The sequence below is a fragment of the Arthrobacter sp. Soil_C_49 genome, from assembly GCF_057656635.1.
On the sequence record NZ_JBDGJZ010000012.1, the window covers coordinates 96,712 to 111,005 of the forward strand.

Annotated in this window: 16 protein-coding genes; 13 read left to right on the forward strand and 3 right to left on the reverse strand. The window is 65.5% G+C overall.

Annotated elements, in window-relative coordinates; genetic code table 11:
* Positions 1–20: 20 nt before the first annotated feature.
* Complete coding sequence (locus AC3A4Z_RS17515) at positions 21–593, reverse strand: GNAT family N-acetyltransferase (RefSeq protein ID WP_498712896.1); 573 nt, start codon at positions 591–593, stop codon at positions 21–23.
* A 245-nt stretch (positions 594–838) separates the two neighbouring features.
* Between AC3A4Z_RS17515 and AC3A4Z_RS17520 the strand changes: the two genes are divergently transcribed.
* The 3 genes from AC3A4Z_RS17520 to AC3A4Z_RS17530 all read left to right on the forward strand — a co-directional run bounded on the left by AC3A4Z_RS17520 (position 839) and on the right by AC3A4Z_RS17530 (position 3,466).
* Positions 839–1,357 (forward strand): flavin reductase family protein, encoded by a 519-nt coding sequence (locus AC3A4Z_RS17520; RefSeq protein ID WP_498712897.1) that lies wholly within the window; start codon positions 839–841, stop codon positions 1,355–1,357.
* A gap of 60 nt (positions 1,358–1,417) precedes the next feature.
* Complete coding sequence (locus AC3A4Z_RS17525; RefSeq protein ID WP_498712898.1) at positions 1,418–1,867, forward strand: hypothetical protein; 450 nt, start codon at positions 1,418–1,420, stop codon at positions 1,865–1,867.
* 123 nt (positions 1,868–1,990) lie between these two features.
* On the forward strand, positions 1,991–3,466 hold the full coding sequence (locus AC3A4Z_RS17530) for an HNH endonuclease (RefSeq protein WP_498712899.1): 1,476 nt from the start codon (positions 1,991–1,993) through the stop codon (positions 3,464–3,466).
* A gap of 70 nt (positions 3,467–3,536) precedes the next feature.
* On the opposite strand, the gene AC3A4Z_RS17535 is transcribed toward AC3A4Z_RS17530, so the two are convergent.
* On the reverse strand, positions 3,537–4,340 hold the full coding sequence (locus AC3A4Z_RS17535; RefSeq protein WP_498712900.1) for an IclR family transcriptional regulator: 804 nt from the start codon (positions 4,338–4,340) through the stop codon (positions 3,537–3,539).
* Positions 4,341–4,459: 119 nt separating this feature from the next.
* On the opposite strand from AC3A4Z_RS17535, the gene AC3A4Z_RS17540 reads away from it, so the two are divergent.
* The 8 genes from AC3A4Z_RS17540 (at position 4,460) to AC3A4Z_RS17575 (ending at position 11,641) form a co-directional block, all read left to right on the forward strand.
* Positions 4,460–4,963, forward strand: coding sequence for a tripartite tricarboxylate transporter TctB family protein (locus AC3A4Z_RS17540; RefSeq protein WP_498712901.1), 504 nt, complete (start codon positions 4,460–4,462; stop codon positions 4,961–4,963).
* Positions 4,964–4,965: 2 nt separating this feature from the next.
* A complete protein-coding gene (locus AC3A4Z_RS17545) occupies positions 4,966–6,468 on the forward strand; it encodes a tripartite tricarboxylate transporter permease (protein WP_498712902.1) in 1,503 nt (500 codons plus the stop codon).
* Between the two features lie 44 nt (positions 6,469–6,512).
* A complete protein-coding gene (locus tag AC3A4Z_RS17550) occupies positions 6,513–7,517 on the forward strand; it encodes a tripartite tricarboxylate transporter substrate binding protein (protein ID WP_498712903.1) in 1,005 nt (334 codons plus the stop codon).
* Positions 7,518–7,546: 29 nt separating this feature from the next.
* Positions 7,547–8,176, forward strand: a complete 630-nt coding sequence (locus AC3A4Z_RS17555) for an RraA family protein (protein WP_498712904.1) — start codon at positions 7,547–7,549, stop codon at positions 8,174–8,176.
* Positions 8,177–8,198: 22 nt separating this feature from the next.
* Positions 8,199–8,978: an NAD(P)-dependent oxidoreductase gene (locus tag AC3A4Z_RS17560; protein ID WP_498712905.1), complete on the forward strand. Its 780-nt coding sequence runs from the start codon at positions 8,199–8,201 to the stop codon at positions 8,976–8,978.
* 79 nt (positions 8,979–9,057) lie between these two features.
* On the forward strand, positions 9,058–10,395 hold the full coding sequence (locus tag AC3A4Z_RS17565; protein WP_498712906.1) for a TRAP transporter large permease subunit: 1,338 nt from the start codon (positions 9,058–9,060) through the stop codon (positions 10,393–10,395).
* A gap of 11 nt (positions 10,396–10,406) precedes the next feature.
* Positions 10,407–10,661, forward strand: a complete 255-nt coding sequence (locus AC3A4Z_RS17570) for a hypothetical protein (protein WP_498712907.1) — start codon at positions 10,407–10,409, stop codon at positions 10,659–10,661.
* Positions 10,658–11,641, forward strand: a complete 984-nt coding sequence (locus AC3A4Z_RS17575; RefSeq protein ID WP_498712908.1) for a cyclase family protein — start codon at positions 10,658–10,660, stop codon at positions 11,639–11,641. The genes AC3A4Z_RS17570 and AC3A4Z_RS17575 overlap by 4 nt, the downstream gene beginning before the upstream one ends.
* 10 nt (positions 11,642–11,651) lie before the next feature.
* Here the strand turns inward: AC3A4Z_RS17575 and AC3A4Z_RS17580 are convergent, their stop codons facing one another.
* Positions 11,652–12,374: an SDR family NAD(P)-dependent oxidoreductase gene (locus AC3A4Z_RS17580; RefSeq protein ID WP_498712909.1), complete on the reverse strand. Its 723-nt coding sequence runs from the start codon at positions 12,372–12,374 to the stop codon at positions 11,652–11,654.
* An 82-nt stretch (positions 12,375–12,456) separates the two neighbouring features.
* On the opposite strand from AC3A4Z_RS17580, the gene AC3A4Z_RS17585 reads away from it, so the two are divergent.
* Positions 12,457–13,122 carry a GntR family transcriptional regulator gene (locus AC3A4Z_RS17585; RefSeq protein WP_498712910.1) on the forward strand — a complete coding sequence of 222 codons (666 nt, stop codon included), beginning with the start codon at positions 12,457–12,459 and terminating at the stop codon, positions 13,120–13,122.
* Entirely contained in the window at positions 13,119–14,294 is a 1,176-nt protein-coding gene (locus tag AC3A4Z_RS17590; protein ID WP_498712911.1) for an MFS transporter, read from the forward strand. The genes AC3A4Z_RS17585 and AC3A4Z_RS17590 overlap by 4 nt, the downstream gene beginning before the upstream one ends.

Consider the following 14,294-nt stretch of genomic DNA (forward strand, 5'->3'; position numbering starts at 1 on the left):
AGCCGTTCCCGTGAGCGTCTTCAGACGACGACGTTGTCCCGGCTTTCGGTGCCTGCCCTTTGCACGTTCGTGCCAAGCGTTTCCTGCCGGTACGGCAGATCGAGGCTGAAAACGGACAACGGGACCTTGGGCGGTTCGCGCTGGACGTCCCGCTCAGGCCGGTGTTCGAAACCGAAACGAAGATACAGCCGCTGCGAACCCAGGTTGTTCTGCCCGGTATCGAGAACCAGGCGTTCCGCACCCCACCCCGTGGCAATATTCGCCCCTTCCGCGAGAAGCGCAGCACCAAGCCCCTGTTTCCGGGCAGCGGGAAGGACGGCGAGCAGCCGCAGCTCCGCTTCACCTTGGCGGGCCTGACGGGCGTAGGGGACAGTGTGCGGGAAGATGCTGGCGGTACCCAGGAGTGCGCCGTCGGTTCCCTCGGCCACCAGCAATACTCCCTGCTGGTCGCGGCCCTCGGCGTCCAGCAGCAGTGCAAGGCGTTCCCCGTCCGGCAGCGATCCGCCCGGTTCGAGGTGGCCGAATCCAGCCAGCGTCAGTTGCCCGATGTCCCCGTATTCGTCGGAGCGTGCCCGGCGCACAATAAAAGTCATTGGCCCACACTACGGTCCCAGGAAAAGGCAGCCCAAAGGCGGTTGAGCCCTGTTTCCCGAGGTTGCGCTTTGTGTTCCCCGATATCCCGGGCGGTGCCATCGGCGCTGGTCAAGGGCCTCTTTCGTTACTCCATGCTTCGGGCTGTGACCCCGTATTGCCTACGGCGTCAGTGCGTTTCACCCCCGATTGAACAGGACGCTGACGGGTGGTTGGTTGGGATTACCGGCCTCGAAAGGAAAAGAACATGACGGAACACTTTGATCTCACCCCGCAGCGGCTGCGCCACGTCCTGGGCCACTTTGCCTCCGGGCTGACCGTCATCACCGCGGCCACGGACAACGGCCCGGCGGGCTTCACGTGCCAGTCTTTCTCTTCCCTCTCGCTGGACCCGGCCCTGGTCACCTTCAGTCCGGCACGCAGCTCCAGCACCTGGCCCCAGCTGCGCAATGCGGGCCGGTTCACCGTGAACATCCTGCCTGCGGAACACCAGCATCTGGCCGCCCAGTTCGCCCGGTCGGGCACCGACAAGTTTGCCGGCGTCGATTACTCGCTGTCACCCTTGGGCAACCCGGTGCTGGACCAGGCGCTCGCCTGGGTGGACTGCGAGCTGCATAAAGAGTACGACGGCGGCGACCACACCATTGTGGTGGGTGCTGTCCGCGCCCTGGGGGCGCGGGAAGGAGCCGAACCGCTCCTCTTCTTCAAGGGCAGCTACTTCGAAGGAGTCGAGTCACGCGCCAACCGGCTGGAGAAGGTCGCATGACGGCGGCCAAATCCCGCACGCGGGACCGGGTGCGGTTGACCCCGGCAGGAACGTGACAGCATGATCGGCCTACTCACCCGCAGGATCCAGGCGACCTGCTCGGATGAGCTTTCCCTGCTCCGCCGGCAGATGTACTCCCTGGCGTGGCAGGAGATGCGCGAAGGCGGGGTGGAGGGCGCCGCCACTGCCCTGGCCCGCAAACCTTCATGCGTCAACCACGGGGTCAGCGTGGACGTGGTCTGTTTTGCCCAGCGCGCCAACTTTGAGGAAGCCCCCTTGATGATTTCCGTCGCGATGCACCTTCACCCGGACCGCCGGTCCGGTGAGGTGTACTGGGAGGAAGCGGACGCGTGGGCGCAGGCCGTGGCCGGCCATGAATGGTTCAGGGTTGAACCGCGCGGCGGCCTGGAAACCCTGGACGGACGGGTCTTCCACTACGCACTGACTGAAAAAGCACCGGCAGCCCAGATAATTCCGGTCGAGGCGGCAGACTCCTCACGGCGGCGGTGAGGATCGACTCGCTGCCGGGGATGCTGCGCGGATCGGCTGGCGGCGTAAATGTCAGACCCTACTCCTAGTCTGAAAGTGTCCCGAAGAAGAGGGTCGGCAAGGGTTCCGCGAAGGAGGTGCAGCATGGATGTTCAGCCGTTCGTCATTGGCGACGAGGCGTGGGTTCCGGCTGTCGAGTTCACGGACCGGGAGGATTCCCTCCTGGCCGGGACGGTGAGCTTTCCGGCTCCCGCCTTCCTGACCGCCGATGGTGCGATCCGCGTGGTCCAGTCGGCTGACAGGCTTATCGCGTGGGCTACGGGCATAAAGCAGGGCGCGCTTGCGCGGGTTGAGGAAGCTGTTGCGGAAGAAGCCCCCGTGCGGCAGGAGAGCCAGCCGGTACGGTTTGGCGGGGACGAGGCCCATGCGCTTGCCGTCACCGAAGTGTCGACTGCCTGTGCCCTCTCGGAGGGCACGGCTGCGCGCTTGCTCAATGATGCGGCGGAGCTGACCACGTCCTTTTGGGAGGTCGTTGAAGCCTTGGAGGCCGGCGAAATTTCCGATGTGCATGCCCGGATCATTGTCGAACAAGCCCGCTCCCTCCCTGACGGGCAGGCTGAAAGGTTTGCATCGATTGCGCTGCGGCGCACGCGGACCCGGCACGGCCGCAGGCGCACTCCCGCTGAATTGCGCGCCTGTCTGCGGCGGTTGCGTGAACAGCTTCACCCTGAAAGCCTCGCGGCCCGCAAGGAGGCGGCCCAGCGTGAGCGCGGCGTGTGGTTCAGGGCCGAGCCGGACGGAATGTGTACGCTCTCGGCGTTCCTCACCGCGGAGGTCGGCTTGGCAATCTATAGCGGACTCGATCGTGATGCACGGCTGGCCAGTGCGCGGGCCGCGGAGCTCCAGGAGCTCAGGGACCTTCCCGGGCACGGCGCGGCTGCTGAACCCGGCCCTGCACCTGAAGCCGGTACTCCTGCAGATGCGCCCACGCTGTCCGAGTTTCGCGCCGAGGCGCTGGCCTACCGCTTCTTGGGTGGCCCTGACGGGGTGGAATCCGGGGTGTTCCGCCCTGAGATCGTGGTGACTATTCCGGTCGAACGGGTAATGGGCGGCAGCCCGGGTTCCGGAGGCGGTGCCGTACCCGCTGAACATGAGCTTGGAACGGCTGAACTCGAAGGTTATGGCCCCCTTGATGCTGCAACGGGCAGGCGTTTGGCGGCCCTGGCCCCTACCTGGTACCTGCTCTTCACGGAAAATACCACCGGGCAGGCCTTGGGCGTGGGGCGCCGGGCATATCGTCCGCCGAAGGCGCTGCGCCAGTTCCTGCAGTGCCGCGACGGGACCTGTCGGTTCCCGGGATGCACCCGCCGGGCCAGCGCCTGCGAGCCCGACCACACCATCGAATGGCAGGACGGCGGGACTACCGACCCCTGCAACCTGGCAATGCTCTGCCGCAGGCACCACGCGCTGAAGTCCATCGGCGCGTGGAGTTACAGACACTCTTCCCCCTCCGGGGACCTTGAGTGGCGTTCACCGCTGGGCCGGCAATACACCACCGAAGCAGCGGACCTCGGAAAAGTCCTGTATCCGCTCCAGCAGCCAGAGCCACCGCCGTTTTAGCCAGCCGATAGGCGAGCCTCGGACGTGCGCGGGTCCGGTTCGGGGGCAGCGCTAGCTGGGGGTGGTGCTTTTAGTAGACGGAGCCCTCGAGAAGCTCAGAGAGCCTGCTTGCTGCACGCCGCAGCTCCGGGACATTCGCCTTAATCTTCTCTTCAGTTGTCGCCTCCGCCGGGCAGTTCAGTGCTATGGCCTCATTGGCGCGGCCCGCCCTGTTGCTCAAGGCAACCCCAACGGAGAGCACGCCGATAACGCGCTCGTTCGCGGAGTACGCATAGTCCACGCCAGGCCCGGGCAGCCGAGACCGCAGCTCCTCGATTGTGAATCCTTTTTCCTCATGGCCGGCGGCTATAGCGGCCGCCGCGACCTGTTTGAGTTCGGCGTCGGAGGCCTCCGCAATCAGGATCTTCCCCGCAGCGCCGCGGGTCAGTGGCAGGCGTTTACCCAGGGGCAGGTCGTACTGCATGGGCGCCTCCCCTTGTACGCGTGCCACCAGGATTCGCTCGTTGCCCAGCCGGGTATGGAGGGATACGGACATTCCGGTCTGAGCGGCCAGTTGCTGCAGAACGGGACGTCCCGCCACCGCTAATGGATCGTTTTCCAGAAAGCTTTTTGCCGCCGGCAGCACGGCCGGCCCGATCCTGTACGACTTGTCCGTCTGGCTGACCATGCCGAAGTCCTGAAGTACCCGCAGGATTCTCAGGGTTGTGGGCAAGCTCATGCCGCAAGTCCTGGCGAGGTCGCTCAGCCGCTGTGGCCGCTCCGCGCGTTGGAGCTCCGCGAACACCTCCATGGCGCGGGACAGGGAGCGCATATTCGATGCCTTCGGGGCGTCCTCAGGTGAGTTGCCCGCCTGTGGGGAGGTCGTCGTCGTCATTCTTTCATTGTATGTAAGTTCCTTGCGCTTGACAGCGAGTGTGTCTGCTGTCACTATTTCTCAGTACGCAATACAGTTTCATTCTGTGAAATGAATCGACGCACAGTAAGAAGGAACCGATGACAACGGAGTCAGTCATGACGAAACCCGGGAACGCCGCACGAGTGGCTCCCCCGGTGCTGGTGGGTATCGGCGCTTTCGCCGCCGTCGGCGCCTACGTCCTGGTCACCTCAATCGACCTGGGCCTCTGGACTTCCCTGGGGCCGGGGCCCGGCCTGTTCCCCTTCGCCATGGGTGCAGTTCTCGTAGCCATGGCCGCTGTCTGGCTCATCCAGGAACTGCGCCGCCCCAGCGAGGCAACCGAGGGCGTCGACCGCGGACTGGTGATCGCCGTGACCATCAGCCTGGTCATCCTCGCAGCCGTGATGGACCTGATCGGTTTCCAGCTGAGCATGTTCCTGTTCCTGATGTACCACCTGAAGCTGCGCGGGGGCAGGCGCTGGCCCTCGTCGCTGATCACGGCCCTTGCCGGCAGCGTGGGCGCGTTTTATGCCTTCAACTACGGCCTGAACGTGTCACTGCCCGTGTCGGTTTTCCCCCTGCTGAACACGATCGGACTCTAGACGTGGATATCTTCAACGAACTTATGGGCGGCTTCGCATCCGCCATGACCTGGCAGAACCTGCTCTTTGCCTTCCTGGGCTGCCTCCTCGGCACCATCATCGGAGTGCTCCCCGGTATCGGGCCCGTGGCCGGCGTCGCCCTGCTCATTCCCCTCACGCTCAACCTGGACGCCACCGGCGCGATCATCATGCTGTGTGCCATCTTCTACGGCACCGCCTACGGGGGAACCATCACCAGCGTCCTCTTGAATACCCCCGGTGAGGCCGCCTCCGCCATCACCACCATTGACGGCTACGCCATGACCAAGATCGGCAAGGCCGGAGCAGCCTTGACCATCGCCGCCGTCGGATCCTTCGTGGGCGGCACCATAGCCACCCTCGGCCTGGTGGCCGCCGCGAAACCCCTCGGGGAGCTGGGCCTTCTCGTCGGGCCACCGGAATTCTTCGCGCTGATGGTGGTGGGCATCTGCCTCCTCGTCGCCCTGGCCGGCAAATCCATGGTCAAGGCCGTTATCTCCGGCGCTTTGGGCCTCCTCATCGCCATGGTTGGAATCGACCCGGTCGCCGGTGCACCGCGGTTCACGTTCGGCATGGACCGGCTGCTTGACGGCGTCAGCTTTGTCGCCGTGATTGTCGGTGTCTTCGGTCTCTCCGAGCTCCTCTCCTACCGCAAAGGCGACCAGCCGGCTGCGGTGCACGCTCCCAACTTCCGCTCGCTGCTTCCCACCGGCAAGGAATGGCGCCGCAGTGCCCCGGCCATGGCCCGCGGCACCGGAATCGGCTTCGGCCTGGGACTGATCCCCGGCATGACCGGATCGGTGTCTTCCCTGCTGGCGTACGGCGCGGAAAAGAAGTTCTCGCGCTTCCGCAGTGAGCTTGGCAAGGGTGCCATCGAAGGTGTGGCCGGTCCGGAAACAGCTAACAACGCCCATGCGAATGCTGCATTGATCCCGCTGTTCACGCTCGGCATCCCGGCATCACCCACCATTGCCGTCCTAATGGGCGCCTTCCTCCAGCAGGGCCTCACCCCTGGCCCGACCCTGTTCACCGAGCACTCCGAGATCGCCTGGGCCATCATCGCCAGCCTCTTCATCGGCAACCTCCTCCTCCTGCTGCTCAACGTCCCGTTGGTGGGCCTGTGGACCTCCATCCTCCGCGTACCGTCGTCGATCCTGACGGCCCTGATCCTGCTCTTTATGGTCATCGGGGCTTACACCATCAATTTCAGTGTCTTTGACGTGTTCGTGATGATCGGGTTCGGCCTCCTGGGTCTCGCCCTGCGGCACCTGGAAATCCCGCTGGCACCCATGGTGCTTACCCTGGTGCTCGGCCCGCTGATGGAACGTTCGCTGCGCGAGTCCCTCGAAATCTCCCAGGGCGACTTCAGCATCTTCACCAGCCGCCCGATCTCTGCCGTCCTGATCGGCCTAGGCCTGCTGATCGTCTTCAGCCCGCTGCTCAAGCTGCGCAAGCCCAAGGCACTGAACGAAGACCCCGAAACCTAAAACGCCCACCTACCCCCGAACACCCCCTTCAAAGGAGAAGAACCATGAAAACCCGTTCCCGCCTCGCCGCCGCCCTCGCGGCAGCAACCCTGATCGCACTGACCGGCTGCGGCGCCAACGCCGGGGCCACAAAAACCGCCGGCGACGACTTCCCGAAGAAGGGCAAGTCCATCGACCTCGTCGTCGCCTTCTCCTCCGGCGGCGCCGTGGACACCGCGGCCAGGCTCATCCAGCCGATCCTCGAGAAGGAACTCGGCACCAATGTCGAGGTCATCAACAAGCCCGGCGCCGGCGGCCAGATCGGTTACACGCAGCTGACCAGTGCCAAGCCCGACGGCTACACCATCGGCGCTACCGGCTCACCGTCCGTGGTTGTTTCGCCCCTGGACCCCGCCCGCGGCGCGAAGTACACCCGCGACAGCTTCCAGCCCCTGGGCCGGCAGGTCATCGACCCCGCCGTCATCGCAGTCCAGCCGGACAGCCCCTACCAGACGCTGAAGGAACTCCTGGACGCCGCCAAAGCAAACCCCAAGTCCATGACTGCCAGCACCACAGGCCTCCAGACCGGCGAACACTTCGCCCTGGCCCAGATCCAGGAAGCCACCGAGGCTGAGTTCGCGCCGGTCCACTTCTCGGAAGGCGCATCGCAGGCCACCACCGCATTCCTCGGCAAGCACGTGGACATCCTGGTGGCCAACGTCAGCGACGTCACCGATCTGACCAAGCAGGGCAAGGCCCGCGTCCTTGGCGTTATGACGTCTGAGCGGTCCCCGTCGTTGCCCGATGTGCCCACGTTCAAGGAATCAGGTTACGACGTTGAAGCCGGCACGGCCCGCGGCTACTCAGCTCCCGCCGGCCTGCCCGAAGGCGTTGCCAAGAAGCTCGAGGCTGCGATCCAGAAGGCCATCGAGGACCCCACGGTCAAGGAAAAGATGAACGCCCTCGGCCTGCAGACCAGCTACCTCTCCGGTGAAGACTACAAGCAGTTTTGGGCCGGACAGGAAGAGGACTTCAAGAAGGTCCTCCCGCTGGTCCAAAAGACCAACTAACCGGCACGCACCCGACGGAAGAATCCATTATGACAATCCCAGCCATTGACACCATCGACGCCGACTTTCCCCGCCCCGACAGGGATGTCGTAGAGCGTCTCGCCAAGCTTCCCGCCGCCAACATCGGCGACGCTGTGGACCGGCTCGGCGTAGCAGACTCCGCGATCCAGGCCGTCTGGCCGGGTGCCCGGCTCGCCGGACCGGCGTTCACCGTGTGGACCCGCCCGGGTGACAACCAGGGCATCCACAAGGCCCTGGAACTTGCCCGGCCCGGAGACGTCATTGTGGTGGCCGGCGGCGGGGACGAGTCCCGCGCGCTGCTCGGCGAACTCATCGGTGAGCGGGCCATCAACCTTGGCATCGCGGGCTTTGCCCTGGATGGAGCAGCGCGCGACGCCGAAGCATTGGGTGAGATCGGGATGCCAGTCTTCGCCAGGGCTACTTCCCCTGCGGGTCCTTACAAGAACGGGCCCTTCCGGCTGGGGACGCCGCTTGCCTTCGGCGGCGTCCCGGTCCTGCCCGGCGACGTGATCATCGGCGACTCCGACGGAGTTGTGGTGATTCCCCGCGACCAGGCAGCCGCCGTCGCCGAAGCTGCGGAAGCAGTGTTCGCTGACGAAACCAACCGCAGGCAAGCCATCGTCGCAGCCCGCGGCTAACGCAAGAAAGACAGAGAGAACAATGACAGCGGTAACAGTTATCGGCCTCGGCGAAGCCGGCGCCACTTACGCCGCGGCACTGACAGCCGCCGGCCACAAGGTCACTGGGTTTGACCCGGTGGCACAGTCCACTCCTGCCGGCGTCACCCGCGCAGCAACGGCGGCGGAAGCCTCCACCGGAGCGGACATCGTCCTCGTGATGACAGGGGCGGCGGCTGCGCGCAGCGTCGCACTGGAGTGCCTCCCGGTTCTGGAAGCAGGAAGCTGCTACGCCGACTTCACCTCGTCCTCGCCAGGAGTGATGCAGGAATTGGGGCAACTGCCCGGGAAAGCCGACTTTGCCGACGTCGCCATCCTTGGACCAGTGTCCGCGTTGGGCGAGAAGACGCCCCTGATGGTGAGTGGGCCCGGAGCCCAGGCGGTGGCTGACCTGCTTGGTCCGCTGGGGGTCGACGTAGAAATTGCGGCGGGAGAACCCGGCGCGGCCATGGCCCATAAGCTCCTTCGCAGCGTCCTGATGAAAGGCCTGGCCTCCGTAGTGGTGGAGGCCGTAACCGCCGGCCGGGCCGCCGGACTCGAGGAATGGATCCGAGCGCAGATCGCCAGCCAGCTCGCCGGCGACGGCCAGGCCGTTATCGACAGGTTCCTCACCGGCACGGCCAAACACGCCGTCCGGCGCTCCAAGGAAATGCAGGACACGGCCAGCTACCTCGCCGATCTTGGAGTTCCCGCCGAGATGACCAGCGCGTCCGCTGCCGCCCTTTCCCGCATAGCCCGGCCAACTGAGCCTGCCTTGCGCTGAGAGCTGCATCCGGCAGAATCAAGAACGGGTATTACGTGACTCACCAACTAACCGGCGTCCCGTCGTCAGGAGCAGCAGCATGATCGGCATCTGGGCACTCGGCGCCTACCTTGCCGTCATCCTGTTGTGGACCACTGTGCTCAAGCGCAGTGTGGGGGAAGCCATGATCCTCGGCTTCCTGGCCGTGCTTCCGTTCACCGGGGCAGCGGCGGCGGCGGTCGGCTGGGATGCGCTCTACTCGGCCGTGACCGATGAGATCGTCTACGCCACCATGGCCTTTGTGTTTATGGGCTACCTGCTGGACAAAACGGGTGTGCTGGACCGGCTGATCGACCTGCTCAACTCACTGATCGGCGGGGTCAAGGGCGGCCCCGCCTGGGTGTCCACTGTGGCCTCGGCCGGTCTGGGCGGGGTGGTCCACAACCAGGCAGCCATCGCCGCCACGGTGGGATCGGTAACGATTCCCTGGATGGAAAAGTCGCGGTTGGACAAGCCCTCGGCGGCCACCCTGGTGGCCGGTAATGCGGGCATGGGAATCACCTTTCCGTTCAGCGCATCGATGTTCGTGCTGGTGGGGTCCGCCACCGTGGGTCCCCTGCTGGACATCAACGCCCTGGTGCTGCCCTTGCTGTTCGGGGGCCTGTGGTGCTTCCTGCACCGGCTGATCGTGACCTGGCTGCTGATCCGCAAGAGCGGAATGGCTCCGCTTGATGCGGCCCACCGGCTGCCCGTCCGGGATGCGTTCGGCCGTGGCTGGGCCACCCTGCTGCTGTTCGTTGTGGTGGCCATTCCGCTGGTAATCACGTCCGGGGCCATCGCCAAGGGTCTCTCGGACTGGACCGGTGGAGACGTCTCCAAATCCGTCAGCGTCATCGTCTGGATCCCCGTGGTCCTGATTATCACCGGCTTCCTGCTGGGCCGGAAGAAACTCCCCACGAACGGGCGCGCGTGGTGGGCGTTGCTGCAGAACTCGGCCCCGCGGTTCGGGATCGTGGGCGTCACCGTGGTGTTCGCCTTCGCCGGAGCCAACGCCCTGGCCGCCACCGGGCTGCCGAAGCAAATGACGGAGCTGCTGAACGGGATGAATCTGCCGGTATGGATCCTGGCCATCCTGATCGGGCTGATTGTTATCGCCGTCGCCGCGCCCCTGTCCGCCACTGCCACCATGGCTGCTGTGGGAACGGTCGGCGTCGCGGCCCTGGTGGCAGCCGGAGTCCCGGCAACCACGGCCGCGGTGGCCGTCCTGGTCTTCTCCTCCTGCGAGGCGGCAGTTCCGCCCGGTGGTGCCCCGCTCTATGTGGCGTGCGGCATCGCAGATGTGGATCCGATCAAGACATTCCTCCGGCTGCTCACCCACTATGCCCTGCCGCTGCTCGGCATCGGCGTCCTGATCATCCTCGGCGTCCTGCCGATCTAAAGGAAGTCATCATGCACACCATCCGAAGGGCCGTCGAAGTCCTCTTCGTCCTCACCCTCGCAACGCTCCTCGCCGGCGGCGTTCTGTTCGTGGCCGGGCAGGCCATCGCCCTGGTGGCCGGCCAGGGCGACTGGCTCAAACTGCTCAATGAAACCATCAAGGCGCCCATGTGCATCGCCGCCTCCCTCTGCGCCATCGCCGGATTCCTGCTCAGCTACAAACGCCGCCAGAACCAGGAGCAGCCGCAGGAAGCAGGGGCACGGTGAGCTCCGGGGACGGAACCTACCCGACGTTCGCCGAGCTGCTGACGCGGGAGGGCGCTTTGGCCGGTACCTCCTGGGGCCTCTTTCCGGACGCAACCCGCGGGACGCCGTCGTTCATTGAGTCCAGGGCTGTATTGGAGGCGAAAAGCTGTATCCGCACCGGCACGGCCTTTGGCCTGGACTATCCGGCCGACGCGTTCGACCCCGGCATGTCGCTCAAGCGCGGTGCTCCCCGGCACACCATCTACTCCTCGCACCCGGCCCACCGCGACGACTTCCTCGACGGGTACTATCTGCAGGGATCCAGCCAGATCGACGGGCTGCGGCACCGCCGGGCAGACGACGTCGGCTTCTACAACGGCACGCCGGATGAGCTTGTCCGGGAGGGCACGCCGGATCTTGGCATCCAGGAATGGGCGGACAACCCGATCGTCGGCCGGGGAGTCCTTGTCGACCTCGCGGGGTACCGCGCCGGGCAGGGTGCTCCGATCGACCATGCCGCAGGTGAGCCCCTGGGCCTGGAGCTGATCCAGGCTGCAGCGGACGCGCAGTCCGTGACCCTCCGGCAGGGCGACATCCTGATGCTGCACACCGGCTGGTGCGAGTGGTTCCTGGGCCTGGCCCCGGAGAACAAACAGCGGTTGCGGGAGAGCAGGCGGGCCACCGGCGTTGCACAGTCCGGGGACTTCGTCGCCTGGGCATGGGACCACCGGCTCGCGCTCCTCGCGGCGGACAACTTCGCCTTCGAATGCCTGCCCGCATTGGCTTCCAGCCCTTACCGCGACTCCGCCCCGAACGATCACGGCATGCTGCACCAGCAGCTGCTCGCCAAGCTGGGCATGCCGCTGGGCGAGCTGTGGCGGCTCGGGCCCCTCGCGCGCCATATGCGTGGCATCAACCAGTGGGACGCCTTCATCACCATCAAACCGCTGAACATCACCGGCGGGACCGGATCACCCGCGAACGCCACCGCGCTGCTGTGACGTAGCCCCGTCAGGTGAGGCGCTCGCCGGTGATACCGGCCAGGTGGTCCAGGAGCGCGTTCTGGAACCGCTCGTCGCGGGCTGCGTGGTGGGGATTCTCCCGGTTCTGGTGGAACCAGTAGCCACCGCTGGTGAGCGCCGCCGGGTCATCGCTCGTGGCGAGCCACTCCTGCGTCAGGTGGCCTAGCCGCAGGTCGTCAGGTGCCCCTGCACCGCCCATCCGGGTGGGCACCCAGCCGGGATCGACGGCGTTGCTGAGGACGTCCGGCCATAGACGGGCGACGGCGGCCGCCAGGGCAGTAAGGAAGAGCTTGCTGTCCGAGTAGGTCACCTTCCCCGTGTCCGCTTCGAGCCTGCTGGGATGGGCGTGGCCGCCGCGATGCATCCCGCTGCTGAGGTAGACCAGCCGGTGCGGGCGTTTAATGAGCGCGGTGAGGAGATACGGGGCCACCACATTCACCATGAAGATGTCCGGGCTGTGCAGGACTCCCGCGTTGTGGATGACGGCGTCCATGCGGCCGATCGCGTTGACTTGCCGGGCGACGTCGCGTGTCTGTTCAGTGTCCGCCAGGTCGCCCACCACGGCTGCGGCCCCGCCGTCCATCAGCTCCTGGACGGCATCCAGCCGGGCAGTGCTCCGGGCATGGACAACAACATCGTGCCCGCTCTCCATAAGGGTCCGCGCCGTCGCTTGTCCCAAACCAGCAGCAGAGCCGGTGACAAAAACACGCATGCCTACACCCTATCGGTCTGGCTCAGCCAAGAATCATACTTGTATACATCTATACAAGTATGATTAATTGTGGAGGTCGAACATGACTGATTTACCGGCACGGAACACCGGCGCACATTTTGTTTACGCTGAACTGAAGCGGCAGATCCTCAGCCTTGAGCTGAAGCCCGGGGCGCGCATTTTTGAGCCTGCAATGGCGGCATCGCTGAGAGTGAGCCGTACACCGCTGCGTGAGGCCATCAGGCGGCTCATATCAGAAAACCTCCTGGAGCAGCAGCCCACCGGGGGTGTCCTGGTGCCCAGCCTGGACGAGGCAGTCATTTCAGAGTTATACGAGGTCCGGGCAGCCATGGAATCGCTGATGGCACGGAACGCCTGCATCAAGGCCACGCCTTCGGACATCGAAGCTCTCCGAGGCATCCTTGCACGTAACGCCGCAGTGGTGGAATTTGCCGATGACGCAATGCGGCAGGGCATGGCACTGCACAGCAGGCTCGCGGAGATTGCCGGAAATTCCTGGGCCCGCCGTTTCCACGACCAGGTATCCAACCACATGGAGCGGTACCGGCACTTCACCAACAGCACGCAGGAACGGCGTGACCAGGCCCTGGCCCAACACCGGGCCCTGGTGGACGCGGTGGCCGCGGGCGATCCGGACAACGCTGCGAAAATAGCTTTCGAGCACGTCATGGGCGCCCGTGATGCCGCCGTGCGTGCCATCTCGGGCAGCGGCCTGGGCATCTCATGATCGGCGAACTGGGACGCCGCACAACAACTTCCCTCCTGGTCCATTCCGCGCTGATCCAGGCCGTGACCTTCCTGGTCCGGCCCGCGGCAACCTACCGTGCGCTTGAACTGGACGTTCCCGGGTTTGCCCTGGGCCTTCTGGCAGCCAGCTATGCTGTTTTTCCTTTGCTGCTCGCGGTCCCCACCGGCGGCCTGGTGGACCGCCTGGGTGAGCGCCGGCTGATGGCCATTGGGTCCGCCGTCGTTCTTGCCTGCTCTGCTTTCCTGCTGCTGTGGGGCTCGTCAATCGTCACCCTGGTCATCGGAACCGCCCTGCTGGGTGCCGGTCAACTCGCATGCGTCGTTGGGCAGCAGGCCGTGGTGGCCAACAACGCTGCCCCAACCCGCATGGACGCAGCCTTCGGATACCTGACTTTCGCCGCCTCCCTGGGCCAGGCCCTCGGACCCCTGGCGATTTCGCTCGTGGGAGGCGCCTCCATCCGCCCCGACACGCAGGCGATCTTCTTCCTGTCGACGTGCATGAGCCTGGCACTCTTCGTGGCCACGTTTGGTGTGGCAGCACATGTCAGCGGCGCGAAGAGGAAGGCAGTTGCAGGTGGTGGCAACACCGGCAACGCACTCTCGCTGCTCAGGACCCCTGGCGTCGCCCGCGCATTGGCCACCAGCGCCACCGTGCTTGCCGTGGTGGACCTGACCATGGTGTACCTCCCGGCGCTCGGATCCGAACGCGGGCTCACTGCTGCAACAGTGGGCGCCATGCTCACTGTCCGGGCGGTGTTTTCGATGGTTTCCCGGATCCTGCTGGGGCGGGTGTCCCGGAAGCTGGGCCGCATGAGGCTGCTGGTGTTGAGCCTCGCACTGTCCACCGTCGCCTTGGCTGTCGCGGCAATTCCGATGCCGGCCTGGCTGCTGTTTGTTGTGATGGCCGTTCTCGGGCTGGGCCTCGGCATCGGCCAGCCGCTGACCATGTCCTGGCTTTCGGCGCAGGCCCCCGCGGGGCAGCGCGGACGGGCGCTGGCTCTCAGGCTCGCCGGGAACCGGGTGGGCCAGGTGGTACTGCCGAGTGCCATCGGCGTGGTTGCGGCAGGACTTGGTGCAGGGGGTGTTTTCCTTGCTTCAGCCGCGGTGGTGGGCGGGACGCTACTGCTGCTCCGGGGCGTGGAGTTGGACTAG

What these genes read in the sequence shown, in the direction of transcription:
- AC3A4Z_RS17570 (WP_498712907.1), top strand. Translation starts at nt 10,407, where the DNA reads ATGCACACCATCCGAAGGGCCGTCGAAGTCCTCTTCGTCCTCACCCTC.
- AC3A4Z_RS17585 (WP_498712910.1), top strand. Translation starts at nt 12,457, where the DNA reads ATGACTGATTTACCGGCACGGAACACCGGCGCACATTTTGTTTACGCT.
- AC3A4Z_RS17590 (WP_498712911.1), top strand. Translation starts at nt 13,119, where the DNA reads ATGATCGGCGAACTGGGACGCCGCACAACAACTTCCCTCCTGGTCCAT.
- AC3A4Z_RS17525 (WP_498712898.1), top strand. Translation starts at nt 1,418, where the DNA reads ATGATCGGCCTACTCACCCGCAGGATCCAGGCGACCTGCTCGGATGAG.
- AC3A4Z_RS17580 (WP_498712909.1), bottom strand. Translation starts at nt 12,374, where the DNA reads ATGCGTGTTTTTGTCACCGGCTCTGCTGCTGGTTTGGGACAAGCGACG.
- AC3A4Z_RS17550 (WP_498712903.1), top strand. Translation starts at nt 6,513, where the DNA reads ATGAAAACCCGTTCCCGCCTCGCCGCCGCCCTCGCGGCAGCAACCCTG.
- AC3A4Z_RS17565 (WP_498712906.1), top strand. Translation starts at nt 9,058, where the DNA reads ATGATCGGCATCTGGGCACTCGGCGCCTACCTTGCCGTCATCCTGTTG.
- AC3A4Z_RS17530 (WP_498712899.1), top strand. Translation starts at nt 1,991, where the DNA reads ATGGATGTTCAGCCGTTCGTCATTGGCGACGAGGCGTGGGTTCCGGCT.
- AC3A4Z_RS17520 (WP_498712897.1), top strand. Translation starts at nt 839, where the DNA reads ATGACGGAACACTTTGATCTCACCCCGCAGCGGCTGCGCCACGTCCTG.
- AC3A4Z_RS17560 (WP_498712905.1), top strand. Translation starts at nt 8,199, where the DNA reads ATGACAGCGGTAACAGTTATCGGCCTCGGCGAAGCCGGCGCCACTTAC.
- AC3A4Z_RS17515 (WP_498712896.1), bottom strand. Translation starts at nt 593, where the DNA reads ATGACTTTTATTGTGCGCCGGGCACGCTCCGACGAATACGGGGACATC.
- AC3A4Z_RS17535 (WP_498712900.1), bottom strand. Translation starts at nt 4,340, where the DNA reads ATGACGACGACGACCTCCCCACAGGCGGGCAACTCACCTGAGGACGCC.
- AC3A4Z_RS17555 (WP_498712904.1), top strand. Translation starts at nt 7,547, where the DNA reads ATGACAATCCCAGCCATTGACACCATCGACGCCGACTTTCCCCGCCCC.
- AC3A4Z_RS17540 (WP_498712901.1), top strand. Translation starts at nt 4,460, where the DNA reads ATGACAACGGAGTCAGTCATGACGAAACCCGGGAACGCCGCACGAGTG.